This window comes from Cupriavidus sp. MPR-AND1C, assembly GCF_058809705.1.
Window position 1 is genome coordinate 1 of sequence record NZ_JBXASU010000105.1, and the last position, 24,009, is coordinate 24,009.

Genomic DNA, 24,009 nt, shown 5'->3' on the forward strand with positions numbered 1-24,009 from the left:
GGCGCCCCCACGCTTGCCGCCGCCACGTACGCCAGCCCCCAGCAGGCGCTGGTCGCCGGCGCAGCGCTGCCGCTGGTGATCTACGGCTATGCGCTCATCGAGACGCTGCGCACCTGCCGCCTGCAGACCTCGGTTTGCGCCGCCACCGGCTATGGCCGCGCGCCGATGAACACGTTGTCCGCCAGCGAGCGCCAGTGGACGCATGAGGACCGCGACATCGTCACCCCGGCCAACGACCTGCTGTACTTCTGCGGCTGGGTCAACCTGGCCGATGGCCCGGTGACGCTGCGCATTCCGCCGCTGCCCGACCCGGGCCGCTACTACGTGATCGAGCTGCTCGACGTGCACACCAACAACTTCGAGAACCTGGGGCCACGCAATGTCGCTGCCGAAGGCGGCGAGATCGAGCTGGTCGGCCCGGGCCAGAAGGCCGGCGGCGCGCACGCGGTATCGTGCCCGAGCTCGCTGGTCTGGCTGCTCGGCCGCGTGCTGGTGCAGGGGCCGAATGACCTGGCGGTGGCGCGCGCCTTTGAGCAGGGCTTCGCGCTGACCCGCACGCCGGGCGCGGCGCGTCCGCGCTGCGTGGACCAGTGGCAAGACAGCGGCCGACCGGCGCTGGACTTCTTCCACAACCTCTTCAACGCGCTGCGCGAGTTCCCGCCAGCGGCAGAGGAACTGGGCATCCTGACGCTGTTGCGCAAGGCCGGCATCCGGCTGGAAGACGATATCGATTTCGCGGCGCTGCGCCCGGCCATCGTGGCCGGGCTGGAAAGCGCCTACGCGCAAGGCATGGCGGTGATCGAGGCCCATACCCGCAGCCAGGGCCGCAAGTGCTGGGGCTACAGCCTGAAGCTGGGCATGTACGGCGACGACTGGCTGCAGCGCGCCTGCACCGCGATGAAGGGCCTGGGCGCGCTGCGCGCGGACGAGGCGATTTATGCCATGGCCGATTTCGATGCGGACGGCGCGCCGCTCGATGGCCGTCGCCGTTACGAGCTGCGCTTCGCGCCCGGCATGCTGCCGCCCGCGCAAGCGTTCTGGTCGGTGTCGCTGTACGGCGAGGATCGTTACTTCAGCGCCAACGAGATCGGCCGCTACGCCGTGGGCGACCGCACGCCGGGCTTGCGCATGGAGGCCGATGGCAGCCTGGTGATTCCCATCTCGCACGCGCGAGCGCAGCAGCAGGAGAACTGGCTGCCTGCGCCCGCTGGCGCGTTCTACCTGATCCTGCGGCTCTACCATCCCGCGCCGTCTTTCCTGCAAGGCCAGTACACCATCCCGGCCGTGCGCCGCGTCGATTGAGTCAACCAGATCATGGAGGCCACCATGCACCAGACCGTATCCGCCGCGCCCGCTCTCGACGCCATCCGTTACACGCTGCCCCTTTACGAAATGGCGCGCATGCGCGCCGCCACCTGCCCGCGCCGCAATAGCGCCGGCGTGTTCGCCGCGCAGCAGCCCGATGTCCCGGTGCGCTGGATCAATCATTTCATTCACACGCGCCAGTTGCTTGGCCCGCAGCATCGCCAGGTGGTCACGCCCAATAACGACACGCTCTACAGCAACGCCTGGATGGACCTGTCGCAAGGGCCGCTGCTGCTGGACGTGCCCGATAGCGTGGGCCGCTACTACGTGCTCGGCCTGCTCGATTTCTATACCAATCCCTTTGGCTATATCGGCACCCGCACCACGGGCAACGGGCGCGGCCGCTTCTTGCTGCATGGCCCGCGCTGGCAGGGCGACGTGCCGGCTGGCGCCACCGCCATCGCCTGCCCCACGGATGCGGTGTGGCTGCTCGGCCGCGTGCTGGTGGATGGCGAAGCCGACCTGCCGGCCGTGCACGCGCTGCAGGACCAGTTCCGCCTGAGCACGCTGGCCGGGGCGAGCGCCGCGCGGGCCTTCGATGTGGGCATGCAGCCTGGCGAGCATCTGGGCGATCCGCGCCGCTATGCCGAGGTGGTCAACCAGGCGCTGCGCGAGAACCCGCCGCCGCCGGCTGAGGCAGGGCTGGTGGCGGGCTTCGCGCCTTTTGGCATTGGCGCGGATTGCGATGCGGCCGCGCTTGGCGACGATGCGCTTGCCCGCCTGGGCGACGCCATCCAGGCGGTGCTTGCCGAACTGGCGACGCCGCTGCCGTCCGACCTCGGCGGCGGCTGGACCCTGCCGGTGGAAATCCGCGAATCGTTCGGCACGCGTTTCGCCGAGCGCGCGCTGGTGGCGCGCAACTATATCGGCGCGCTCGGCGTGCAAGAGGCGATGTACGTGATGGCCGACCGCGACAGCGAGGGCGCGCCGCTCGATGGCCGCGTCGGCTACGAACTGGTCTTCCCGGCCGGTGCGCTGCCGCAGGTGGGCGCGTTCTGGTCGCTCACCATGTATGGCAAGGCCGACTGCATGCTGGTCGACAACGCGCTGGGGCGCTACTCGCTGGGCGACCGCTCGCCGAGCTTGCGCCATGCGCCGGACGGCAGCCTGCGGCTGCGCCTGTCGGCCACGCCGCCGGCCGACCCGGCGCACGAAGGCAACTGGCTGCCCGCGCCCGCAGGCCCGTTCTACGTAACGCTGCGGCTCTACGTGCCCCAGCCCGCGCATCTCGACAAGACCTTTGTCTATCCGCCGATCCGCCGGCTGGCGGGTGCAGCCGCTTCGTCCAAGGAGCGGTCATGACACTGAACTCGCACAAGCGCAGGCAAGTGCTGCGCCTGGCCGGCAATGCCGTGCTGTTGGCCGCGGGCGGCGGTGCGCTGGCGCCGGTGCAGGCCGAGGAATTTCCGTCGCATCCGGTGCGCCTGGTATCGCCCTACGGCCCGGGCGGCTCCAACGACATCTCGGCGCGCTTGCTCAGCGAGGGGCTCAGCCGCAAGTACAAGCAACAGTTCGTGGTGGAGAACAAGCCCGGCGCTGGCACGCGCGTGGCCAACGAGCAGGTCGCGCGTGCCACGCCGGACGGCTACACCCTGTTGTGGGCGGCGGCGCCGTTTGCCATCAACGCGGCGGCAGGGCTATCCCAGCATTACGACATCCGCAAGGACTTCGTGGCAGTGGGGCCGCGCGTGCTCGGGCCGATATTCCTGATCGTCAACGCAGATTCGCCGGTACGCACGGTGGCGGATTTCGTGCGCATGGCGCGTGATAAGAAGGACGGCGTGACCTTCGCCTCGCCGGGCATCGGCTCGGGGCCGCACCTGACCGCCGAGCTCTTCGCCGCCCAGGCGAAATTCAAGGGCCTCAACGTGCATTACCGCGGCGACTCCACGGCCTACACCGAGTTGCTTGCGGGGCGGGTCGACGCTACGTTGACCGCCATCACTACCGCGCTGCCATTCATCAAGGCCGGCAAGCTGCGCGTGATCGCGGTGTCCGCCGAGCAGCGCACGCCGGTGTATCCGGACGCGCCCACGTTCGGCGAGCAAGGCTATCCCGGGGTGGTGGGTTACGGCTGGTTCGGGCTGATCGCGCCGGCGGGCACGCCGCCGGCCATCGTGCAGCAGCTCAACCGGGACGCTAACGCGGTGCTGGCCGATGCGCAGACGCGCAGCAAGCTGATCGGCCTCGGGCTGCAGCCGGAGGCGGGCGACAGCGCATCGTTCGCGCGCTTCATCGATGCCGAGGTGGCCAGGTGGGGGCCACTGATCAGGTCGGCGGGGATCAAGCTGGAATAGGGTACGGCGCGGCGTTCACTTCCGGCTTTCGCTACCGGTTTTCGCGCAACAGCCCGCCCGCTTCAGTCCGCCGCGTTCCCTTTGTTGTATCCGGCATACGTTTATCCACTCCGGCAAATTGTGGATCAAGCTGCTCTGCGCCGAGGGTTTGCACGGCTAACCCGCGCGGCGGCTTGGTGCACGGGGCAGCGAGAGCCCCGCAGGTTAGGCAACCGGCACTTAGCGGGTGCATGCGCCGCTGTTCAAGGACGGGCAATTGCCCTATCGTGACGACCTTCCCCGCCAACTCTGCGCGGCGATTTCACCGTCTTGTCCCGTTTTGCCGCGGATTGTCCAGGTTTGCCCATGTCCCGCTCTCTATCATGCATCGCGCGCCGCTTGCGCACGCTGGTGTCAGGTTGTCAGTTGCTGCCGATGCTGCTTGCATTGGCGGCGCTAGCCTTGGGGCCGCAGCATGCCAGGGCCGCGGATCACCCTGCGCAGCCGGCCAGGCAATCCACCGCCGGCGTCGCCACCGACGTCGCCACCGAAGTTGCCGAGCAAGCCGCCCCCCCCGCCGTGCCGGGCAAGCGAGCACGCGTGTGCCTGGTGCTGTCCGGGGGCGGTGCGCGCGGCTACGCGCATATCGGCGTGATCCGGGCGCTGGAGAAGATGCACGTGCCGATCGACTGCATCGCGGCCACCAGCATGGGCGCCGTGGTGGGTGGCTTGTACGCCAGCGGCTTGTCGGCGGGCGAGCTGGAGGCCAAGCTGTCGCACATCAACCTGAGCGATATCGCCTTTGACCGCAACGAGCGTGCCGAACTGCCGCAGGCGCAGCGCGAGGACGACCTCCAGTATCCGATCGGCATCTCGGCCGGCTACGGTGACGGCAAGATCAAGTTCCCCACCGGCCTGGTCCAAGGCAACCGCCTGCTGGCGCTGCTGCAGAACCTGACCCCGCATCTGCCGGCCGACGACGCCTTCGACAAGCTGCCGACGCCGTTTCGCACCATTGCCACCGACCTGGGCACCGGCGTGCCTGTCGTGCTGGACCACGGCTCGCTGCCGCGTGCCATTCGCGCCAGCGTGGCCGTGCCGGGATTGTTCGCGCCGATCAAGGTGAACGGGCGCGTGCTGGTCGATGGCGGGCTGGTCAGCAACCTGCCGGTGCAGCTCGCGCGCGACATGGGCGCCGACGTGATCATCGCGGTCAATATCGCCTCGCCGCTGGATGACCCCGAGAGCCTGGACTCGCCGGCGGCGGTGACGCAGCAGATGGTCACCATCCTGACCAACCAGAACGTGGCCACGCAAAAGGCGCTGCTCAAGCCGGGCGACGTGCTGATCGAGCCCCAGCTGGGTGACTTGTCGTTCACCGATTTCTCGCGCGCCAACGACGGCATCCAGGGCGGCTGGAATGCGGTGCTGGCGGCCGAGCCCAAGCTCGCGTCGCTGACGCTGCCGGAGGACGCCTGGCAGACCTACCTGGCGGCGCGCAAGGGCAGCCAGGCGGTGGCGGGCCCGGTGCGCATCGATGCCATCCAGATCCGGTCGCAAGGCCGCATTCCGGCCAGCTTCGTGCGCAAGTACCTGGGCGTCAACGAAGGCGACACCTACGACGCGGTCACGCTTAACCGCGAGATGGCGCAGCTCTCCACGTCGGGCGATTTCGAGACCGTGGCGCAGGAACTGGTCACCGAAGACGGCCGTAATGTGCTGAAGGTCGAGGCGCAGCAAAAGTCCTGGGGCCCGCAGTTCCTGCTGTTCGGCTTCGGCGTGTCCAATACCTTCAACGGCCAGGGCGGGTTCAACCTGCAACTGGGGCATCGCTATCCGTGGATCACGCCCGGCGGGCTGGAATGGCGCAATGACATCGTGCTGGGCAGTACCCAGGCCAAGTGGCGCACCGAGCTGCGCCAGCCGGTGTTCGACCGGCTGGGCTTCTATCTTGCCCCGTACGCGGAATACGGGCGCAAGCGCGTCGATCTGTACGCCGACACCGCGCCCAACCGCAATACCGATCCGCTGACCGCCTACCGGATCGAGACCGCCGTCGCCGGCCTGGACCTGGGTGTGCCACTGGGCCGCCTTGGCGAGTTCCGGGCGGGTGTGAACTACCAGCAGGTCAACTACTCGGCCCTCTATAACCTGCCGATCAACACCGGCCGGCTGTTCCCGCACGCCCGCGTACGCCAGCCGACCATACGCGCCCAGCTCACCATCGACCAGCTCGACGATCCGCTATTCCCGCGCACCGGCTACTACCTGCTGGCAACCAATGAGCTGGCCTTCGGCGGCACCGACAACCGCTTCAACGATGCCCATGCCAAGGCGCTCTGGGCCACCAGCTACGGCCGCCACACCTTGAACCTGGCGGCGGAGGCGGCAGCCACCTATGGCGATCACCGCAGCGACAACAGCGTCAGCGGTGGCCTGGGCTTTACGCTGGGCGGTTTCCAGCATCTTTCGGCCTACGCACAGGACCAGTTCTCCGGCAACTACCTGCTGTATGGCCGCCTGACCTACCTGAATGACCTGCGCGAGTTCATCCTGCCGGGGCTGCGCACCACCGTGGTGGGCGCCAGCCTGGAGGCGGGCGACGTCTGGCTGCGGCGCAAGAATTTCGGCAATGGCCCGTTCAAGACCAGCGCCAGCCTGTTTATCGGCGGCAATAGCGCGATCGGTCCGCTGTACTTCGGCTTTGCCGCGGCGCCGCAGGGGGTATGGAACCTGTACCTGCAGCTGGGCCGCGTGTTCTAGCCCGCAGGCGCCGGCAGGGGCTCGGTGGCGCTCACCGCGTTGTCGGCGCTGTCGGCCGGCCGGAAGGTCACGGCAGAGATGCGCCCGTTGCGCATGCGCAGGGTTTGCGTGCCCTGGCTGTGCCGGGCCTCGCCGTTCATGACGGAGGAGGCCGCGACGTCGATCTGCGCGCTGGCGCCCTCGATGCGCGGCGGCGCGGTGACGGTGATGCGCACCGTCTTGCCGGCGATTTCCTCCAGCTTGGCAAACATGCCGATGACGGCGTCGCGGTCGTCATAGCTTCCCGCCAGCGGATGCTCGCCCTGGTGGCGCCAGCGCACGCCGGGCTCCAGCAGCGGGAACAGCGCTTCGAATTGTCCGCTGGTGAGGGCCTGCAGGTATTCGTTTACCACGGCGGCGACGGCTTCCCCGGTCATGGGCACTTCTACCCTGGCCCGCGCCGGGCGGCGCGCCTGCGCCGGGTCGAAGCCGAGGAACTCGAGCACGTTGCTGACCACCAGCTCGCGGTCGTTGTCCACGCAGATCATGTGATAGCTGTTTTCCACCACCACCTTGCGCACGTTGGGGACCGTGGCTTCCAGGAAGTCGGCCGAGCGCAGGCTGGTCAGCTCGTCCTCGCGCGCGTTCACCACCAGCGTGGGGCAGGCGATGCGGTGGGCGCCGTCGAGCACCCAGCCGCGCAGCCGGTCCACCTGGCGGATGCAGGCCAGCGGCACCCAGCGGTAGTGGAAGTTGTCGCCGCGTTCGAACTTGGCTTTGACGATGGCGCGCACCAGGTCGTTCTTGATGCCGAACGGCTCGTCTTCCTCCACCCGCATGCGCGCGGGCAGCGTGGGGATGTGATAGACCAGGTGCCGCAGCGCGCGGTACCAGGGCGTGGACCAGCCGTCGATGTAGACCGGGGCCGCCAGCGCGATCAGCCGGCCCTTGGTGTGCTGGCGGCGCTCGGCCAGCGCCAGGGCCAGAAGCCCGCCCAGGCACATGCCCATGATATGAAAGGTTTCGTACTGCCCGGCCAGTTCATCGTATGCCTGCGTGACGGTGTCGAGCCATTGCTCGGCCCGCACGGGCACCAGGTCCTCGGGCGTGCCTGCGTGTCCTGGCAGCGTCACCGCGTGGGTTTCCACCCCGGCGCGCCGCAGGGCCTTGTGCATCGGGCCGAGGTCGAACTGCGTGCCGCCCAAGCCATGGATGAGCAGGGCCCCCGTGCCGCTGCCCTTGAGAGCCGTCATGCTGCGTCGCGCTCCTCGATCACAGCCGCGCCTTGCAGGCGCCATGCGCCGGCAATGACCGCCACGGTCTCGTCACCGTCCAGCAGCGGGCTGCTCATGTCCAGCACCATGGTGCAGTCGCCCGCGGGCAGCATCAGGCGAAAGAGCAGGTCGGTGCGGGTTGCGCTACCCCCGTCGCCCCCCCCGTCGCCGTCGCTCTCGCGCAGCCAGCGGTCGCGCACCCGGGACCGGTCGTCGGCATGCACGTGAGCCAGTACATTGTCGAGATTGCCGAAGGCATCTTCTCGCACCCCTAGCGAGCGTTCCACGTCGCCGCTCCAGCGCAGCGTGCCGCTGCGCGGGTCCAGGCAATAGACCAGCTGGCCGCTGGCCGCGAGTGCCAGCTTGACATCATTCTGGCGCTGCGCCGACTGCAGGTGCAGTTGCTCGCGGCTGGTGCGCAGCGTACTGATCAGCAGCGTCAGCAAGGCGGCCACGGCCAGGTATAGCTGGGCCTCCATCAGCGAGCGGCCATGGTGGGCCGCGCTTTCGGCGAACGGGCCATCGCCCTGGCCGGTATTGACCAGCACGAACAGCGCCAGGATCGCCACCGCGACCGAGCCGCCCCGGCCGCCCCACAGCAGCGTCACCACTGCAGCGAAGAACAGGGGGATATAGGTCAGCGCAAACACCACGCCGGCAGGCAGCGGGCCCAGGCTCTTGTTGTCGAAGATAAAGAAGGTGGTCAGCACCAGCGCGGCGAACGCGCCCAGGCCAAACAGGAAATCGCCGCCGCTCATGCCGCCTGAGCGCATGGCGCGAAAGCGCGACCAGCCCGCCAGCACCGGCGTGACGATCAGCACCCCCACCAGGTCGGACGCGGCCCAGACGCGCGCGGTGCGCCAGAACGGCACGTCCTCCATGATCGTGAACCAGCCCGCGCCCACCGCCGCGCTGGCGGCGCTGCTGACCACCCCGGCGATCAGCACGCCGCGCACGAAGGCCAGCCCTTCGAGCGAGAAGTGCGTGCGCCTGACCAGCGCCACGCCCACTGCCGCAAAGCCGATCTCGTCGAGCGAGAACAGCATCAGGCGCAGCGTGTCGCGCCCCTCCACCCAGCCCAGCAGCATCTGCGCGGCGAAGAACGCCAGCCCTACCGGCAGCCAGCGCGGCATCGGCGTGAGCATGAACGCGGCCACGGTCACGCCGGCCGGCAGCCAGATATAGCCAGTGGCGGAGAACGGGCCGTTGAGCTTGTGCGAGATGTAGCCGGAGCAGAAGTACAGTGCAGCCCACAAAAACAGGACGACGGCTCGGTTGGTTGGTTTCACGTTGGCTTTCCTTGGCTGATGCCCGGGCACGGATGCGAGGCCGGCGCGCGGCGGCCAGCCGTTATCTGAACGCGCCAGGCCGGCAAGCGGCTGACGCAATGGCGCGGCCGGGCAGGGGCATCATAAGCCTGCACAGGGATTTCTATCATGGCGCCATGTAATAAAATCGTCACAATTAAGGGTGTTCGCGGGTGTCCGGCAACGAGCGCGGCCACGAGCCCGGCCAGGACTCGCCCCGGCGCACGCCGGCAACGCAAGGCCGCAATATAAACGAGGAGAAAAGACCTGATGGCGAAGTACACATTAAATAACCGATTCCTGCCCGGCTTGCCGGTGCTGCTGGCCTGCGCCGCACTGCCGCTGGCACTGGGCGCGGCCCCCGCTGCTGCCGCCTGGCCGGAAAAACCGATCCGCCTGGTGGTGGGCTTCCCGCCGGGTGGCCCGGTCGACACCCACGCCCGCATCCTCGCCGAAAAGCTGCAGCCGATCCTGGGCCAGTCAGTGGTGCTGGACTATAAGGCCGGCGCGGCCGGCAACATCGGCTCGGATTCCGTCGCCAAGGCCGCGCCGGACGGCTACACGCTGTTGCTGGCCAACACCGGCCAGATGGCCATCAATGGCGCGCTCTATCCCAAGCTGCCGTATGTGATGCCGCGGGATTTTGCGCCGGTGGCCCGCACCGCGCTGATTCCGCTGGTCATGGTGGTCAATAACAACGTGCCGGCCCGCAACCTCAAGGAGTTCATTGGCTATGCGCGCGCCAATCCCGGCAAGCTGAATTTTGCCTCGGGCGGCAACGGCGGTATCTCCCACCTGATGCCGGAGATGTTCAAGCAGGCCAGCGGCACGTTTATCGTCCACATTCCCTACAAGGGCAGCGCCCCGGCTCTGACCGATGTGATGGGCGGCCAGGCGCAGATGATGGCCGACTCGATCCCGCTGTTCACGCAATACATCAAGGCCGGCAAGGTGCGCGCGCTGGCGGTGACGTCCAGGCATCGCTCGCCCGCCTTGCCTGACGTGCCGACCATGGAAGAGGCCGGGCTGAAGAACTTCGAGGTGGTCGGCTTCTACGGCATGCTGGCGCCCGCGGGCACGCCCAAGGAGGTGGTGGCCAAGCTGTCCGGCGCGCTGCAGACCGTGCTGGGCGAAGCCGATACCCGTGCCAAGCTGGAGCAGCAAGGCGCCGAGGCAGCCTGGCAGGGCCCGGAGGCCTTCGGCCAGACCATTGCCGCCGAGCAGAGGCGCTGGGGCCAGGTGATCAAGGCTTCGGGCGCGAAGATCGACTAAGCGGAGCACGCCGGTGCGGCCTGCCGCCGTGGCTTACCACTGCGCCAGCGCGGTACCCAGCTTGCTGGCCGGGCGCTCCCAGTGCATTGGCGCATCCTGCACCATGGCGGGCGGCTTGATCCGGCGTGCCGGGCCCCACGTGGTGTTCTCGGCGACTGCGGCCAGGTCGGCCGCCGTTTCGGGGGCCGGCATTGTTGCTTGGCCTTGCAGGACCGTGCCCGCCACCAAAAGATGCGCCGTGCGCGCCAGCGAGGCTCGCACCTCGCAGCCGGCGCCCGTCGCCAGGCGCTGCGCCAGCCCGCGGATGGCCGCTGTTGCCATCAGGTAGCCGGTGGCGTGGTCGATGGCCTGCACCGGCAGCGGCTTGGGATGGTCCAGGCCTGCGGCGCGCATGCCCGCATCGGCAATGCCGGTGCTCATCTGGATCAGGCTGTCGAAGCCGCGCCGGCCCTTCCAGGGCCCGCTCCAGCCATAGGCATCGAGCGACACATCCACCAGCGCGGGATTGATCTCGCGGCGCCGCCGCGCATCCAGCCCAAGCCGCGCCAGGGCTTCGGGACGGTAGCCGTGCACCATCACGTCGGCCTGGCTCAGCAGCCGCTCCAGCACCTGCCGGTCCGCCGCGCTTTTCAGATCGAGCCGGGCGCAGCGCTTGCCGAGCACCACTTCCGGCACGGTGCCTGGCTCTTCCCAGCCGGGTGGGTCGATGCGCAGCACATCGGCGCCAAAGCCGGCCAGGAAGCGGGTGGCCACCGGGCCCGCCAGGATCCGGGTCAGGTCCAGCACGCGGATGCCGCGCAACGGGCGATCCGGGGCAATGGCCCAGGCTGGCCGAGGCCCCGCAGCGCACGTTGTCCAGTGCATCAGCGGTTCGCTGTTGACGGCGATCCCCTGCGGATGGGCCGCCCATTCGGCCTCGGTGCGCATCGCCGCCGAGCAGCCGCCGTTCTCGACGATGGCGGTTTCCAGCGCGCTGGCTTCCCATCCGGATACGGCCCGGGCAATGGCGGCCTTGTCCGCTTGCGCCGCCACGCCAAGCACGGCGAGGGCAGCGTCGCGGTGATGTGGGGCGTTGGTGTGAAGACGGATCCAGCCGTCCTTGGCCCGGTAGTCGCCGGCAACCGGATCCCATTGCGGCGGCAATTCCCAGCCCTGCGGCCGCAGCGAAGTGCCGAACCATAGCGAAGCGAGACGTTGATCCACCTGGACACGCAGCGTATGCCCGCAGGCCTGGTGGATGAACTCGGCAATGGCCAGGGCGGCTGCGCCGACGGCGGCGGTGGCCAGGGCGGTGACGGGGAAGACCGCGGGCAAGTGACCGGCGCCGGCCACGGCAATGTGCTCCAGCCACGCGGCGTCCCCGTGCACGCTGCGCCAGATCTCACCAAGGAAAGGGGTGGCGGCGGTCGTGGGACTCGTGGCTGAAAGCATGGATTCTCCGGGGCCGGGCATGGTGCGTTCTCCGTTGGGGGGCAGGAATTCGTGCTTTGCAGCATAGGCTCCTTGTTTTAATAGTCAATATTGATTAACTTAATCAACTTGTTGATCGATTTTGTCGCCCGTGCCCCGCTACCTGACTTCCTCCGAAGCCGCCGCCCAGCTTGGCGTGTCCCGCCAGACGCTCTATGCCTATGTCAGCCGTGGCTTGCTGCACGCGCACGATGGCGAAACCCACCGCGAGAGCCGCTATCTCGCCGACGACGTTGCGCGCCTGGCCGGCCAGCGCACACGTGGCCGCAAGCCTCGCGAGGTGGCCAAGGCCACGTTGAGCTGGGGTTTGCCGGTGCTGGAATCGGGGATCACCTTGATTGAGGACGGGCGGCTCTACTACCGGGGTATGGATGCCGTTGCGTTGGCCGCGTCGGACACCGTGGAAGCGGTGGCCGCATTGCTGTGGCAGTGCCCCCAGGACGCGGCGTTTGGCGCAGCGCCGCTTGCGCCGGCGCACCTCGCGGCAATGCAGGCGGCCTTCTCCGGGCGGCGCAGCGAGGAGGCGCTGCTGCCGCTGTTTACCATCGCCAGCGAAGACGACCCCACGGCGCAGTGGCAAAGGTCACCGGAACGCCTTGCCGAGGGCTGCGGCGCGCTGGTGCGTTTGCTGGCGGCCTGCCTGCTGCACACGGCGCCCGCCAGCGCGCCGGTCCATCGGCAATGCGCCAGCGCCTGGCAGGTGGACGAAGAGGGCGCGGACCTGATCCGCATGGCGCTGGTGCTCTGCGCCGACCATGAGCTGAACGCGTCGAGCTTCACGTCCCGCTGCGTGGCGTCCACCGGCGCCAGCCTGCGCGCATCCGTGGTCGCTGGGCTGGCCGCGCTGACCGGCGGCCTGCATGGCGGGACCACCGCCCGCGTGGAGGCTCTCTGGGACGAACTCGGCGAGGCCCAGCCCGCATCGAAGCTGCGCGAGCGGCTTGCCCGCGGCGAGAACCTGCCGGGGTTTGGCCATCATCTCTACCCCGCCGGCGACATCCGCGCCGCCGGCCTGCTGGCACGGATACTCCCGCATCACCCGCAATGGCAAGCGTTCATCGACGACGCTTTCGCGCTGGTGGGGCAGCGGCCATCGATCGATTTTGCACTGGTGGCGCTGCGCCGGCATCTGCGGCTGCCGCCCGGCGCGGCCTTCGGCATGTTCGCGCTTGGCCGCTCCATCGGCTGGATCGCGCACGCGCTGGAGCAGCGTGCGGATGCCGAGCTGATCCGCCCGCGTGCCGCATACGTCGGCCCGCGCCCAGGCTAGCCTGGATCAAGGATGTGGCGCCGCGGATTGTGCTGCGCGGTGCTGCAAGCGCAGCACCGCGTCGCGCGCGGCAGCGCCAAGCTCGGCAAGGTCCAGCCCCGGAATCGCATCATGCTCCACCACCACGCGGCCAGCCACGAGCAGCGCGCGCAGAGCTGGCCGCCCACCGCTGGCCACGGGCGCGATGGCCGGATCGTGCAGGCCAAAGCAGCGCGGGTCGTCGAGCCGGTAGATGGCGAGGTCGGCCACCTTGCCCGGCTGCAGCGTGCCCACCGCATCCAGGCCAAGCACCGCCGCGCCGCCCGCCGTGCCCCAGCGCACGACGTCTTCCACGCGCGCGGCGTCAGCGCCGCCTTCATGGTCGCCACCCTCGGCGCGCGGGCGGGCGCCATGGCCTCGCCGCGCGCGCTGCAGCAGCCATGCCGCATGCGCCTCGGAGATCATGTCGGCCGCTTCGTTGGAGGCGGCGCCGTCCACCCCGATCGACACCGGCACCCCGGCGGCTTCCAGCGCCGGGATGTTCGCGATGCCGCTGCCCAGCCTGCCGTTGCTTTGCGGGCAGTGCGCGATACCAGTGCCGGTTGCGCCGAGCTGGCGGATTTCGTCCGCGCCCAGTTTCACCAGATGGGCGAACCAGACGTCGCTGCCCAGCCACTCGTGCTCGCCGCAGAAGGCCACGGGTGTCGTCTGGTACTTGTCGCGCGCGGCGTTCTGGTATTCCACCGTCTCCGACAAATGGCTGTGCAGCCGGATGCCAAGCCGGCGCGCGGTGCGCGCGCTGGTGCGCAACTCCTCGGGCGACATGGAGTAGAGTGGCGTGGTTGGCGCCATCACCACGCGCCGCATCGCATCCGGCGCGCGCTGGTGGTAGCGCGCGGTGAGCCGTTCGCAATCGCCCAGGAACTGGTCGAGCGTTTCGGGGCGCAACGCCTGCGGCAGTTCGCTCTCCAGCTGCCGCGTGCGGGTGGCGCCGCCACGGCACAGCACAAAGCGCAGCCCCAGCGCCTCGGCCTCCTCGAACAGGATGGCCGAGCTGTCATAGGGCATGCCGGGATAGTAGAGATAGTTGTGGTCCGCTACCGTGCCGCAGCCGCTGCGCACCAGTTCGATCAGGCCGATGCGGGCGGCAAGCCGGAAGGTGGCTTCGTCAAAGGCGGCGCGGAAGCGGTAAGGCGTAGCCCCGAGCCAGGGCGTGAGCGTCAGGTTCAGCCCCGGCGGATCGCCTTTGAGCAGCGACTGGAACAGGTGGTGATGGGTGTTGACCCAGGCCGGGTAGACCACGCAGTCGGTGGCATCAATGACTTGTTCGCCGGGGCGCGGTGCCAGCTTGCCGATGGCCTCGATGGCGGCGCCGGCCACGCGCAGGTCCGGGCCGGCATGGCGTTCGCCTTCACCTTCACCCTTGCCGTTACCATGAAGGCCGGTCAGGATGGCGGTGGCATTGCGGATCAGGACGGTGTTGGTCGTCATGCCAGTTCGCTCTCGTGCCAGTGGGACAGCGCCATGCGCGACACCACCACCATGGCGCCGAACAACGCGACGCCGGTTAGCGTGATCAGGAACAGCGCGGCAAACAAGCGCGGGATATTGAGGGCGAAGCCAGCCTGCAGGATCTGGTAGGCCAGCCCCGCGCCCGTGCCGCCGGTGCCCGCCACGAACTCCGCTACCACCGCGCCGATCAGCGCGAGGCCGCAGGAGATCCTCAGGCCGCCGAAGAAATACGGCAGCGCGCTGGGAATGCGCAGGCGGCGCAAGGTATCCCAGCGGCTCGCGCGGTTGATGCGGAACAGGTTGAGCAGGCCGGGGTTGACGCTGCGCAGTCCCAGCACCGTGTTGGAGATGATCGGGAACACGGCCACCATGGCCGCGCAGATCACCAGCGCCAGCGTCGGCTCCTTGACCCAGATGATGATCAGCGGCGCGATAGCCACCACCGGCGTGACCTGCAGCAGGATCGCGTAGGGAAACAGGCTGGCCTCGATCAGGCGGCTCTGCACGAAGATGAACGCCGCGGCGGTGCCGACCACCACGGCCAGCGCAAAGGCCAGCATGGTGATGCGCAGCGTCACCCATAGCGAGCCGCACAGCAGGCTCCAGTCTTCCGCCAGCGCATGGCCGATGGCGGTGGGCGTGGGGACCAGGTACACGGGTACGGCGAGCACGGTGCATGTCGCCTGCCAGGCGAGCAACAGCAGCACGCCGACGGCTAGCGGGGCGGCCACGCGCTGTACCGGGGGGCGCGACAATAGCGGGGGATTCATGGGGGGGCTCCTTGTTGTTTGCGGGACCGATGCTGCTGCCGGGCTTAGTGCTCGTTGGGGTCGACGCCGGTGTTGGCCTGCGCGAGCAGCGCTGACAACTGTGCGCAGTACTGCATGAAGGCGGGCGAAACACGGAAGGCCTCATCGCGGACCACGGGGCCTTCGATGGCCACGTCGGCAATCACGCGGCCCGGCCGTGCCGCCATCACCACTACGCGACTCGACAGGTAGACCGCCTCATAGATGCTGTGGGTGACGAAGACCACGGTGAGGCCGCGCTCGGCCCACAGCGCGCGCAGGTCAGCGTCGAGCTTGTTGCGGGTGAACTCGTCGAGCGCGCCAAAGGGTTCGTCCATCAGCAGCAGGTCCGGATTGTTCGCCAGCGCCCGCGCGATCGACACGCGCATCTGCATGCCACCCGACAACTCACGCGGAAAGACCGCGGCGAAGCGGCCCAGCCCCACCAGCGCCAGCGCGCGCTGCACGCGCTCGTTGGCGTCGGCGCGCGGCATGCGGGCCAGGTCCAGCGGCAGCCGCACGTTGTCGGCCACGCGCGCCCACGGCATCAGCGTGGCTTCCTGGAACACCATCGCCAGCGTGCGGCCGGCGCTGTCGGTGGCGGCGTTTGTTCCGTTCGGAAGGGATGGGTTGCCCCACCAGCGCATATGGCCCGCCGACGGCATTTCCAATCCGGCAAACAGCTTGAGCAAGGTGCTCTTGCCGCAGCCGGAGGGCCCCAGCAGCGAGACGAACTCGCCGGGCTTGATCGCCAGCTTGACGCGCTCCAGCGCGACGGTGCCGTTGGGGTAGGTCTTCTCGACCTGGTTGGCGAACAGCAGCGGTGCGCCGGCATCGCGCCGGCTGGTGCCAGCGGGCTCGCCGCCGGCGTCGGGCGCACGGCCGCTGGCGCTCGGGGCCGCGGCGGGGGCTTGCGTGATACTGCGAAAGAGTACGCTCATGGCTGTCTCCGTATGGAATGGTTCCAGGGGCTATCCGAACTCCGGCTTAACCGCGAACCACGGGAATGCGGAAGGTCTCCTTCTCGCCATGCCGGGTGAACAGTTCCATCAGCATCTTGCGCATCAGCAAGCCGGGCTTGTCGGATTCCATATGGAATTCAACGCGGCGGCGCGTGTCCACGCAGGCGTCGTAGTCGGTGGCTTCCAGGATGTCGCGGTCCTCGGCGACGATGGGCGCGTCCCAGTCGATCAGCTCCTGGGTCGAGCAGTCTTCCTCGCTGTCATTGCGGTACAGCCATTGCGACAGCATCACGCTCTTGTCGTCGATCGGCGTGGCGCAGTTGTAGATGATGTGATGGCGCCCGCTGGCCGGATAGGTGCAGCCGAAGCGGCGCGTGAACGGCAGGTCCCAGCGGTTGAACATATGGCGATGCGTGATCGGCTCGGTGGTGCCGGTCACACGGTGACCCGCCTCGATATTGCGGATCGGCACCAGCGTCTGCGCCTCGAAGCCCCACTCGCGCTGCAGCAGCTCGTACTTCTCCGGCTTGGGCTGCTCGGACAAACCAAAGTTGGCGCGGTGCACGAAGCTGAAGTGCGAGTTGTCGAAGGCGTTCTCCATCACGCGCAGCGAGCTGGTGTTCCACTTCTCGTAGAACTGGAAGATGCGGCGGTAGGTGGGGTCGCCATCCTCGGGGAAATCGGGGATGGGCTGCAGCGGATCGTCCAGCGCCACCCACACGTAGCCGTACTTCTCCTGCACGTGATAGGCCTGCACTTTCGCGCCAGAGGGAATGGCGTTGTCCGGCGCCTGCGGAATCCGCACGCAGCTGCCCGAGCAGTTGTATTCCCAGCCGTGGTAGCCGCAGACGATGTCGCCGCGCTCGTTGACCCAGCCCTTGGACAGGCGTGCGGTGCGGTGGCAGCAGCGGTCCTGCAGCGCCGCCGGCTTGCCATCGGCGCCCCTCCACAGCACCAGGTTCTCGCCCAGCAGGGTAAAGGGCTTGGGGCCGTGGTCGAGCATCGAGATCGGCATCAGGGCATACCAGAAGCGGCGCAGTACGGGTTGTTGGGTGACCAGCATGTCGAATATCCTTGTATGGGGTTGAGCTTGAACGGCGAGGCCGCGCGCTTCAGGGCATGACCTTCAGGTCTTTCACGAACTGCGTGGTGTAGGCCTGTTTCCAGTCGGTATCGGCCTTGAGCAGCCCGGCGCCCACCATGAAGTCGCGCGTCTTCTGCCAGCGCGCGTCGGTCATCACGCCGATGCCGTAGCGGGCCGCGTCGCCACCGCCAACCATGTGGTACTCCTTGAGTTTCTCCACGCCCCAGGCGAGCTGGTCATCCTTCATGTTGGGGTTTTCCTGCTTGATCAGCGCATTGGCCGGGGCAGGGTCCGCCAGGTAGCTCTTCCAGCCTTCCATGGTCGCCTTGACGAAGCGCGCGACCACGTCCGGCTTCTCTTTGACCGTCTTTTGCATGGCGACGATCGTGGTGCCGTAGGGCGGATAGCCATCGTCGGCGAACAGGAAGAAGCGCGTCTTGGCACCTGCCTTGCTGGCCGAGAACACTTCGGAAGAGGCATAGGCCTGCTGGGCCGCCTGCGGATCGGCAAAGAAGGGCTGCAGGTTGAAGGTGTAGACCCGCGACTGAGATTCCTCCAGCCTGTACTTGCCCTTGAGCCACGGCCACCACGTGGTGCGTCCCGAGGTGGAGACCAGCACCGTGCGGCTCTTCAGGTCGGCCAGGCTCTTGACGTCCTCGTGGGTCATCATGCCTTGCAGGTCGGTCTGGAAGGAGGTTGCCACGGTGGTCACCGGCACGCCTTGCTCCACGCTCTTGAGCACCTGCAGGTCATAGCCCATCAGGAAGTCGGCCTGGCCGCTGGTGAGGATCTGCATGCCGTTGACCTGCGGGCCACCCATGCGCACGGTGACATCGAGGTCGTACTTCTTGTAGATGCCTTTCGCTACCGCTTGATAAAAGCCGCCATGCTCCGCCTGGGCATACCAGGAGGTGAGGAACGTCACCTTGTCGGCGGCTAGCGCGGTGGCGGGGATGGCGGCGAGCGTGAGCGCGGCGCAGGCGCCGGTAATCAACAGGCGGCGCAATGGGGAAGGCGTCTTCATGGGGGCTCCTGTGCGGATGTTTGCGGGGGAAACCGAGGCGGGCACGGCGACAGGCGGGCGACGACGCGGGACGCAAGCGGCGCCATGGCCGGCAGAGGCGTCCGCGAAATGGAATAAGGGCGTGAAGATGGGGGACATCGTGGGCGCTCTCTTTTCTCTCGTGCCCGGCCTGGTGGCCGGATCCAAACGCCCGGATGCCTCGCGATGCGAGTCAACCGGGCGTGCGACCGGATGGTCGCGAGAGCAATGTCCCGCGCCGGCATGCGCCTGCCCGCTGGGGGAGGCGCATCGGCGCTAACCGCTTCTACTCGATGGTTTGTTCAGCAAGAGGTGTGCCAACGGCAGCGGTGAGCGCCGGGTTCCAAATGCGCCGGATCGTGGCATGCCGCTTGGCGGCGCTGGTGCAAGATCGCCTGCTTCGATGCGCGATGTGCACCAATTCGGTGAGCAGTGCGGTGGCCGGTGCGATCAGGAGTTGGCCCTGACCAGCCCGCCGCAGCGGCCTAGCGCGGTGGTGACACAGCACGCGTTGCCGGACCAGTCGCCACCGATCACCAGGCCATTGGGGCCAGCGATCAGGCGGCGATGGCACAGGCCGGGCACCAGCAGGGGTTCGGGTGACGTGGGCGCGCGCGCATCGCGCGGGCCGCCGCCCGGCGCACGCGCTGGTGGCACGTCCTCGGTCCACAAGTAGGCGGTGCCGCCCGGCACGGCCTGCACGGATTGCGGCGGCCCCCACTGCGCCTTGGCCTGCTCGATCGGGGCGGCTTGCCACGAATCCAGGATGCGCTGCATGGCGGATTGCTCGACGCTTGTGCAGCCGCCCAGGGCGATGGCGGCGAGTGGGGTCAACCAACGGCGAGGGGAGATGGAGAGACGGCGAACGACAGACATGGGGGCTCCAGGGGAGCTGGCATGCCCCCTCCCGTGCAGCCTAGCCTAGCCGCCCACCTCGCTGCAAGCGGCCGCAGGCGCCTTATGCGGGCTTGCCCACAGTTGGCGCCAGCACGGTCTTGTCGGCGTCCCCGGACGGCTCGTGCGCGCTGTCGTCGCCACCGGCCTGGCCCAGGTCCATGCCCTTGGTTTCCGGCAGCAGCAAGGCGGCGCCCATCACCATCATGTAGCCCACCCCGGCCACGATCGCGATGGCCAGTGGCAGCGAGGTGCGGCCGGTGCTGAGCCAGCCCACCGTCAGCGGGAACAGCGAGCCGATCACGCGCCCGACGTTGTACGAGACGCCATAGCCCGTGGCGCGGATATCGTTGGGATAAGACTCCGAGATGGTGGCGCCGATGCCGGCGAACACGCCCTGCATCAGCACGCCCAGCGGGAAGCCCAGGAACAGCATCGACGTGTTGGAGACCGGGATCACCATATAGACCAGCGCCATGACAAAGGCGCCGGCGGCAAAGGCGATATAGGTCTGGCGGCGGCCCCAGCGGTCGGTGGCATAGGCACCGGCCACGTAGCCCACCAGCGAGCCAGCGATCGTCATCGCGAGGTAGGAGCTGGTGCCGAACACCGACAGCCCGCGCTCGGTCTTGAGGAACGTGGGCAGCCAGGTGGCAATCGCATAGTAGGCGCCCAGCATGCCACCCGACAGCAGGCTGCACAGTACGGTCTTGCCCAGCAGCGGCCTGCGGCCGAGCCGCGCCAGCTGCTGCCATGCGGTGGGCCCGCTGCCGGCGCCAGCAGCGGCACGTTCGGCCTGGCTCTTGGTGAAGACTTCCGGCTCTTCCAGGTTGCGGCGCAGGTAGATCACCACCAGCGCTGGCAGGATGCCCATGAAAAAGCAGACGCGCCAGGCGGTTTCGGCCGGGAAGATGCTGAAGGTGATGGCGTAGGCAACGGCCGCAGCGCCCCAGCCGAAGGAGTAGCTGCTGGCGGTGAAGCCGGAGTATTTACCGCGGTGCGCCGGGTTGCGGATCATTTCCGTCACCAGCACCATGCACAGCGAGGATTCGCCGCCGAAACCCAGGCCCTGGAGCATGCGGAAGGCCAGCAGTTGCTCGGGGGTGTTGGCCAGCCCGCACAGGAAGCAGGCAACGGCGAACACCACGATGGTCCAGCGCAACACGCGCACCCGGCCATAGCGGTCAGCCAGGACGCCCGCACCGATGGCGCCCACCAGTGACGACACCAAGGTCCAGGTGACGATGGCGCCGGCGGCCGATTTGCTCATGCCCCACTGGGTGAGCAACGTCGAAATCAGGAAGGAATAGATCATGAAGTCGAACACGTCGACCGCATGACCGAGGAACGCGCCGTAAAAGCCTTTGCGCTCCATTGTCGATAAATCCTTGAACCACGTGAACATGCTCTCTCCTTCGTGTCGTTGCTTCGGGGGCGGTGCGCTGGTTTTTTTGGGCGCAGGGGCGCGTTATACCGTGTGGGATTGGGTCTAGGACTGGGACTGGGACTGAGCCGAGGCCGGCGGTGGCCGGAAGGCAAAACCCGCTGCTTCCAGCAACTGGGCAAAACGCAAGGTGGTCAGGTCCTCGAACTTGCCGGCGACGATCTGCACGCCCACCGGCAGGCCACTGCGGCCCGGGCCGATCGGCGCCACCGTCGAGGGCAGGCCGCACAGGCCGGAGTGCCCGGCCCAGAACAGCTGGCTGGTGAGCGGTTGCGCCCGGCCGTTGACCTGGAGCATGCGCTGCCACGGCTCGCCGGCTTCATCCAGCACAAAGGCGGTAGTGGCCGCTGCCGGGCACAGCAACACGTCGACCTCGCCAAAAAAGCGTTGCCAGGCCTGCGCGAAGGTGGCCCGGGCTTGCTGCAACTGCAGCCATTGCCGGTGCCGGATGCCGGCGCCGGTGAATTGCAGCGTGGCGTAGCTGTGGTCGTCGGGCGCGGCGCCTGCGGCGCGGGCCAGCGCGGCATCGAAGCCAGCGTCGTCCATATGGATCGACGTGGTAGCCCGCAGCATCAGCACGTAGGTGTGCCAGAGAGCCGAGGCATCGAAGTCCGGGCGCGCGTTCCAGCGAACCTGGGCGCCCTGTCCCTCCAGCCAGCGGCCGAGTTTTTCGATTTCGTCGCTGACTTCCCCGTCCGCCTCGCACAGCGGATGGCTAGGCAGCACGGCGACGCGGAAGTCGGCAAGCGTGCGCTTGTCGCAGGGCGGCAGCGTCAGGCGATAGGCCTGCGCTTCAATGCCGTCCGGGCCAGCCAGCGCCCGCAGCAGCAGTTCCAGGTCGTGCGCGCTGCGCGCCAGCGGCCCGGCTACATTGATCTCCTGCTCGCCGTAGCCGTGGCCGATGCCGTGGCCGCGCAGCGGCACCAGTCCGTGGCTGCTCTTGTGCGAGAACACGCCGCAGTAGTGCGCCGGGTTGCGCAGCGACGAGCCGATATCGGAGCCCACGTCAAAGAAGCTCATGCCCGCGCAAACCGCCGCGGCGCTGCCGCCGGACGAACCGCCCGGGGTGCGGCCGGGGTCGCGCGGGTTGCGGGTGGTGCCGTAGATGGCGTTGTAGCTTTGCCAGTCGCGCAACCCGATCGGCACGTTGGTCTTGCCCAGCAGGACCGCGCCGGCCGCGCGCAGGCGCTCGACCACGGCCGAGTCGCTGATCGCAATGTTGTGGCGCTGCGCCGGGTTGCCGCACGTGGTGGGCCAGCCTGCCACGTCGAAGGATTCCTTGATGGAGTAGGGAATGCCGTCCAGCAAGCCAAGCGGCTCCCCACGGCGCCGGCGTTGGTCGCTGGCCTCGGCCGCGGTGCGCGCGGCGCTGAAATCCGCCAGGATGAGGGCGTTGATCTCCCGATGCGAGGCGGCATAGGCCGCCTCGCACCAGTTCACCAGGTCCTGCGCGCTGGTGTCGCCTTTGGCCAATAGCGCTGCGGCTTCCCAAACTGGCAGGAAGCGCGCCTTTGGCGGCCGGGTGTCGGTGCTTGCTATGTCTTGCCGCGTCACGCATTCGCTCCGTATTGTGGGGGCCGCTGCTATGGCGTCCGGGTTGGCGGCAATCGGGGCTGCCTCCAAAGTCGGTATACTATATTCATTAAATTGCCGAGAGCAAGGCAAATGTTTGGACGCCCGCAATTCGCCAAATTCTGGTGCAATGCAGCAGAATTTGGCGCAAATGAGGGGTTCGCGGGAAGGCGTGGCGAGACGTCGCGCACCTTGGCGGTGCGTGATTCATGGGGTTTTTGGTATACCGTTTGTGACCTATGGGCTGACTGGTCAGCCGTCGCCCCGCCTAGCGCTCGAAGAAAGGCAAGGTCTGTTGGTCTGGGCTTGGCAGCTTGCGCCGGTGGGGCGCCGCCCGGGGCGATGTAGTCTGCGGCTGTGTTTCCGCCCGGGGCGCGGCCAGTGGTTGCAGCTCGAATCGCCGCACCGCTTCCAGTGGAACGGCAGCGGCGAGCAAGGCCGGCAGCCGTGGCGCCAGGATTTGATAGGTGTCCAGGTCAAAGCGCGCAGGCGAGGACAACAAGCCCGGTGCCTCCTCCAGCGTGGCCACCGAGCCCAGGTAACACCAGTCTTCCAGGACATGCCACCACGCCTTGGCGCCGTGCTGCTCGCGCCATGCCACTGCACCCGCGAACGGCCAGGGCCGAATCGCCAGGCTGGCCAGTGCAGTGACCGCCCGCTCGCGGTGCGTTGCGAGGGACTCTTCGCCGGTGCACGCTCCCAGGCAGCGGTGCAGTTGATGCGCGAAGCAGGGCAGGCCTTGCCGCGCGGTTTTCTCCAGGGCGAGGGCGACCTGGCAGAGTTGATGGGTTTGGGCCAGTTCGGCCAGCCGGGCCTGGGCGCTGGCCCGGCTGGGAAAGGCGCCATATAGGTTAGGGTGCCGGCTGAAATCGGTGTTGCGATCCGAGCGCAATATCGGCGCGCTCAGGCCGGGGGCCAGCTCCCACGCGTAGAGCCCGGCATTCCGGCGCAGCATCTGGTTGTGCAGCGGCTGCATCGTCTTGATCAGGTGCGCCTCCAGCAGCAACGCGCCGGCCTCACCGCCGGTCTCGCGCCATTCGACGCGGCGCACCGCGCGCGCCAGCCGCATTTCCAGGGCAGCACGATGATCACCGGAGAAATGCGCGCCAATGCGTTGGCGCAGGTGGATGCTCTTCCCTATATAGAGAGGCATGTCCTGGTCGCCATAAAAGAGATAGACGCCCGGGGTGTCGGGAACGTCGTCCAGCGCGGTTTCTTCGAGCCCGGCGGGCAGGCTCGCCCGCTTGATCAGCGACTGCACTGCGGATTCGACCAGGTCCATCGTGTAGAGCTCGTGGACCTTCTGCCAGAATTGCCACAACAGCTCGGCATCGGCGAGAGCCCGGTGCCGGCCTTTGGGCTGCAACTCGAACCGGGCGATCAGCGCATCCAGCCCGTGGCGCGCCGCCGAGGGAAACAGCGAGCGCGATAGCCGTAACGTGCACAGGACATCGGCGCGAAAGGTGACACCGACGCGGCGAAACTCATTCTTGAGGAAGCCATAGTCGAAACGTGCGTTGTGCGCCACGAAGAGCTTGCCTTGCAGCCGCTCCGCGAGCGTTTCCGCCAATGACTCAAAGCTTGGCCGACCGCGCACCATGTCGTCGGTGATGCCGGTCAGCTGCTGGATAAAGGGCGGGATGCCAATGCCCGGGTCTATCAGGGTGTCCCATTCGACAATACCATCCGGTCCCACTTCCACGACGCCAATCTCGGTAATACGGTCGCGGGGGGGGGGGGGGGGGGGGGGGGGGGG

18 protein-coding genes are annotated in these 24,009 nt (G+C 68.0%); 6 read left to right on the top strand and 12 right to left on the bottom strand.

What is annotated here, in order from left to right:
- From AC1RWI_RS33160 to AC1RWI_RS33175, 4 genes are all read left to right on the top strand, one after another.
- Positions 1–1,302: DUF1254 domain-containing protein (locus AC1RWI_RS33160; protein ID WP_492870443.1), on the top strand; the 1,302-nt coding region annotated here is incomplete at its 5' end.
- A 24-nt stretch (positions 1,303–1,326) separates the two neighbouring features.
- On the top strand, positions 1,327–2,667 hold the full coding sequence (locus tag AC1RWI_RS33165; protein WP_492870444.1) for a DUF1254 domain-containing protein: 1,341 nt from the start codon (positions 1,327–1,329) through the stop codon (positions 2,665–2,667).
- Positions 2,664–3,662 carry a Bug family tripartite tricarboxylate transporter substrate binding protein gene (locus AC1RWI_RS33170; RefSeq protein ID WP_043357152.1) on the top strand — a complete coding sequence of 333 codons (999 nt, stop codon included), beginning with the start codon at positions 2,664–2,666 and terminating at the stop codon, positions 3,660–3,662. Before AC1RWI_RS33165 ends, AC1RWI_RS33170 begins: the two co-directional genes overlap by 4 nt.
- Before the next feature lie 414 nt (positions 3,663–4,076).
- Positions 4,077–6,404: a patatin-like phospholipase family protein gene (locus AC1RWI_RS33175; protein WP_043357151.1), complete on the top strand. Its 2,328-nt coding sequence runs from the start codon at positions 4,077–4,079 to the stop codon at positions 6,402–6,404.
- On the opposite strand, the gene AC1RWI_RS33180 is transcribed toward AC1RWI_RS33175, so the two are convergent.
- Together AC1RWI_RS33180 and AC1RWI_RS33185 are read right to left on the bottom strand one after the other, a co-directional pair.
- Entirely contained in the window at positions 6,401–7,636 is a 1,236-nt protein-coding gene (locus AC1RWI_RS33180) for an alpha/beta fold hydrolase (protein WP_043357148.1), read from the bottom strand. The genes AC1RWI_RS33175 and AC1RWI_RS33180 overlap by 4 nt on opposite strands.
- Entirely contained in the window at positions 7,633–8,946 is a 1,314-nt protein-coding gene (locus AC1RWI_RS33185; RefSeq protein ID WP_043357147.1) for an MASE1 domain-containing protein, read from the bottom strand. Before AC1RWI_RS33185 ends, AC1RWI_RS33180 begins: the two co-directional genes overlap by 4 nt.
- A 288-nt stretch (positions 8,947–9,234) precedes the next feature.
- On the opposite strand from AC1RWI_RS33185, the gene AC1RWI_RS33190 reads away from it, so the two are divergent.
- Positions 9,235–10,236 (top strand): Bug family tripartite tricarboxylate transporter substrate binding protein, encoded by a 1,002-nt coding sequence (locus AC1RWI_RS33190; protein WP_492870445.1) that lies wholly within the window; start codon positions 9,235–9,237, stop codon positions 10,234–10,236.
- A 33-nt stretch (positions 10,237–10,269) separates the two neighbouring features.
- Here AC1RWI_RS33190 and AC1RWI_RS33195 read toward each other — a convergent pair whose 3' ends face one another.
- Entirely contained in the window at positions 10,270–11,667 is a 1,398-nt protein-coding gene (locus tag AC1RWI_RS33195) for a CoA transferase (protein WP_492870446.1), read from the bottom strand.
- Between the two features lie 130 nt (positions 11,668–11,797).
- Between AC1RWI_RS33195 and AC1RWI_RS33200 the strand changes: the two genes are divergently transcribed.
- The gene (locus AC1RWI_RS33200) at positions 11,798–12,976 is read left to right on the top strand and encodes a citrate synthase family protein (protein ID WP_043358549.1); all 1,179 of its coding nucleotides are present in this window, start codon (positions 11,798–11,800) and stop codon (positions 12,974–12,976) included.
- A 6-nt stretch (positions 12,977–12,982) separates the two neighbouring features.
- Here the strand turns inward: AC1RWI_RS33200 and AC1RWI_RS33205 are convergent, their stop codons facing one another.
- The 9 genes from AC1RWI_RS33205 to AC1RWI_RS33245 form a co-directional block, all read right to left on the bottom strand.
- On the bottom strand, positions 12,983–14,446 hold the full coding sequence (locus tag AC1RWI_RS33205) for an amidohydrolase family protein (RefSeq protein ID WP_492870447.1): 1,464 nt from the start codon (positions 14,444–14,446) through the stop codon (positions 12,983–12,985).
- A complete protein-coding gene (locus tag AC1RWI_RS33210) occupies positions 14,443–15,237 on the bottom strand; it encodes an ABC transporter permease (RefSeq protein WP_043357139.1) in 795 nt (264 codons plus the stop codon). The genes AC1RWI_RS33205 and AC1RWI_RS33210 overlap by 4 nt, the downstream gene beginning before the upstream one ends.
- Positions 15,238–15,281: 44 nt before the next feature.
- A complete protein-coding gene (locus tag AC1RWI_RS33215) occupies positions 15,282–16,196 on the bottom strand; it encodes an ABC transporter ATP-binding protein (RefSeq protein ID WP_236702129.1) in 915 nt (304 codons plus the stop codon).
- A 46-nt stretch (positions 16,197–16,242) separates the two neighbouring features.
- Positions 16,243–17,280 carry an aromatic ring-hydroxylating dioxygenase subunit alpha gene (locus tag AC1RWI_RS33220; RefSeq protein WP_492870448.1) on the bottom strand — a complete coding sequence of 346 codons (1,038 nt, stop codon included), beginning with the start codon at positions 17,278–17,280 and terminating at the stop codon, positions 16,243–16,245.
- A 49-nt stretch (positions 17,281–17,329) separates the two neighbouring features.
- Positions 17,330–18,325: an ABC transporter substrate-binding protein gene (locus tag AC1RWI_RS33225; protein WP_492870449.1), complete on the bottom strand. Its 996-nt coding sequence runs from the start codon at positions 18,323–18,325 to the stop codon at positions 17,330–17,332.
- Positions 18,326–18,793: 468 nt separating this feature from the next.
- Positions 18,794–19,219: a hypothetical protein gene (locus tag AC1RWI_RS33230; protein ID WP_043357134.1), complete on the bottom strand. Its 426-nt coding sequence runs from the start codon at positions 19,217–19,219 to the stop codon at positions 18,794–18,796.
- A gap of 82 nt (positions 19,220–19,301) precedes the next feature.
- Positions 19,302–20,642 carry an MFS transporter gene (locus AC1RWI_RS33235; protein WP_043357133.1) on the bottom strand — a complete coding sequence of 447 codons (1,341 nt, stop codon included), beginning with the start codon at positions 20,640–20,642 and terminating at the stop codon, positions 19,302–19,304.
- An 84-nt stretch (positions 20,643–20,726) separates the two neighbouring features.
- Positions 20,727–22,235: an amidase gene (locus AC1RWI_RS33240; RefSeq protein WP_492870450.1), complete on the bottom strand. Its 1,509-nt coding sequence runs from the start codon at positions 22,233–22,235 to the stop codon at positions 20,727–20,729.
- A 286-nt stretch (positions 22,236–22,521) separates the two neighbouring features.
- Positions 22,522–24,009 (bottom strand): 3'-5' exonuclease family protein (locus AC1RWI_RS33245; protein WP_492870451.1); only part of this gene is annotated, 1,488 nt, incomplete at its 5' end.

What these genes read in the sequence shown, in the direction of transcription:
- AC1RWI_RS33165 (WP_492870444.1), top strand. Translation starts at nt 1,327, where the DNA reads ATGCACCAGACCGTATCCGCCGCGCCCGCTCTCGACGCCATCCGTTAC.
- AC1RWI_RS33170 (WP_043357152.1), top strand. Translation starts at nt 2,664, where the DNA reads ATGACACTGAACTCGCACAAGCGCAGGCAAGTGCTGCGCCTGGCCGGC.
- AC1RWI_RS33175 (WP_043357151.1), top strand. Translation starts at nt 4,077, where the DNA reads ATGCTGCTTGCATTGGCGGCGCTAGCCTTGGGGCCGCAGCATGCCAGG.
- AC1RWI_RS33180 (WP_043357148.1), bottom strand. Translation starts at nt 7,636, where the DNA reads ATGACGGCTCTCAAGGGCAGCGGCACGGGGGCCCTGCTCATCCATGGC.
- AC1RWI_RS33190 (WP_492870445.1), top strand. Translation starts at nt 9,235, where the DNA reads ATGGCGAAGTACACATTAAATAACCGATTCCTGCCCGGCTTGCCGGTG.
- AC1RWI_RS33195 (WP_492870446.1), bottom strand. Translation starts at nt 11,667, where the DNA reads ATGCTTTCAGCCACGAGTCCCACGACCGCCGCCACCCCTTTCCTTGGT.
- AC1RWI_RS33205 (WP_492870447.1), bottom strand. Translation starts at nt 14,446, where the DNA reads ATGACGACCAACACCGTCCTGATCCGCAATGCCACCGCCATCCTGACC.
- AC1RWI_RS33210 (WP_043357139.1), bottom strand. Translation starts at nt 15,237, where the DNA reads ATGAATCCCCCGCTATTGTCGCGCCCCCCGGTACAGCGCGTGGCCGCC.
- AC1RWI_RS33215 (WP_236702129.1), bottom strand. Translation starts at nt 16,196, where the DNA reads ATGAGCGTACTCTTTCGCAGTATCACGCAAGCCCCCGCCGCGGCCCCG.
- AC1RWI_RS33220 (WP_492870448.1), bottom strand. Translation starts at nt 17,280, where the DNA reads ATGCTGGTCACCCAACAACCCGTACTGCGCCGCTTCTGGTATGCCCTG.
- AC1RWI_RS33225 (WP_492870449.1), bottom strand. Translation starts at nt 18,325, where the DNA reads ATGAAGACGCCTTCCCCATTGCGCCGCCTGTTGATTACCGGCGCCTGC.
- AC1RWI_RS33230 (WP_043357134.1), bottom strand. Translation starts at nt 19,219, where the DNA reads ATGTCTGTCGTTCGCCGTCTCTCCATCTCCCCTCGCCGTTGGTTGACC.
- AC1RWI_RS33235 (WP_043357133.1), bottom strand. Translation starts at nt 20,642, where the DNA reads ATGTTCACGTGGTTCAAGGATTTATCGACAATGGAGCGCAAAGGCTTT.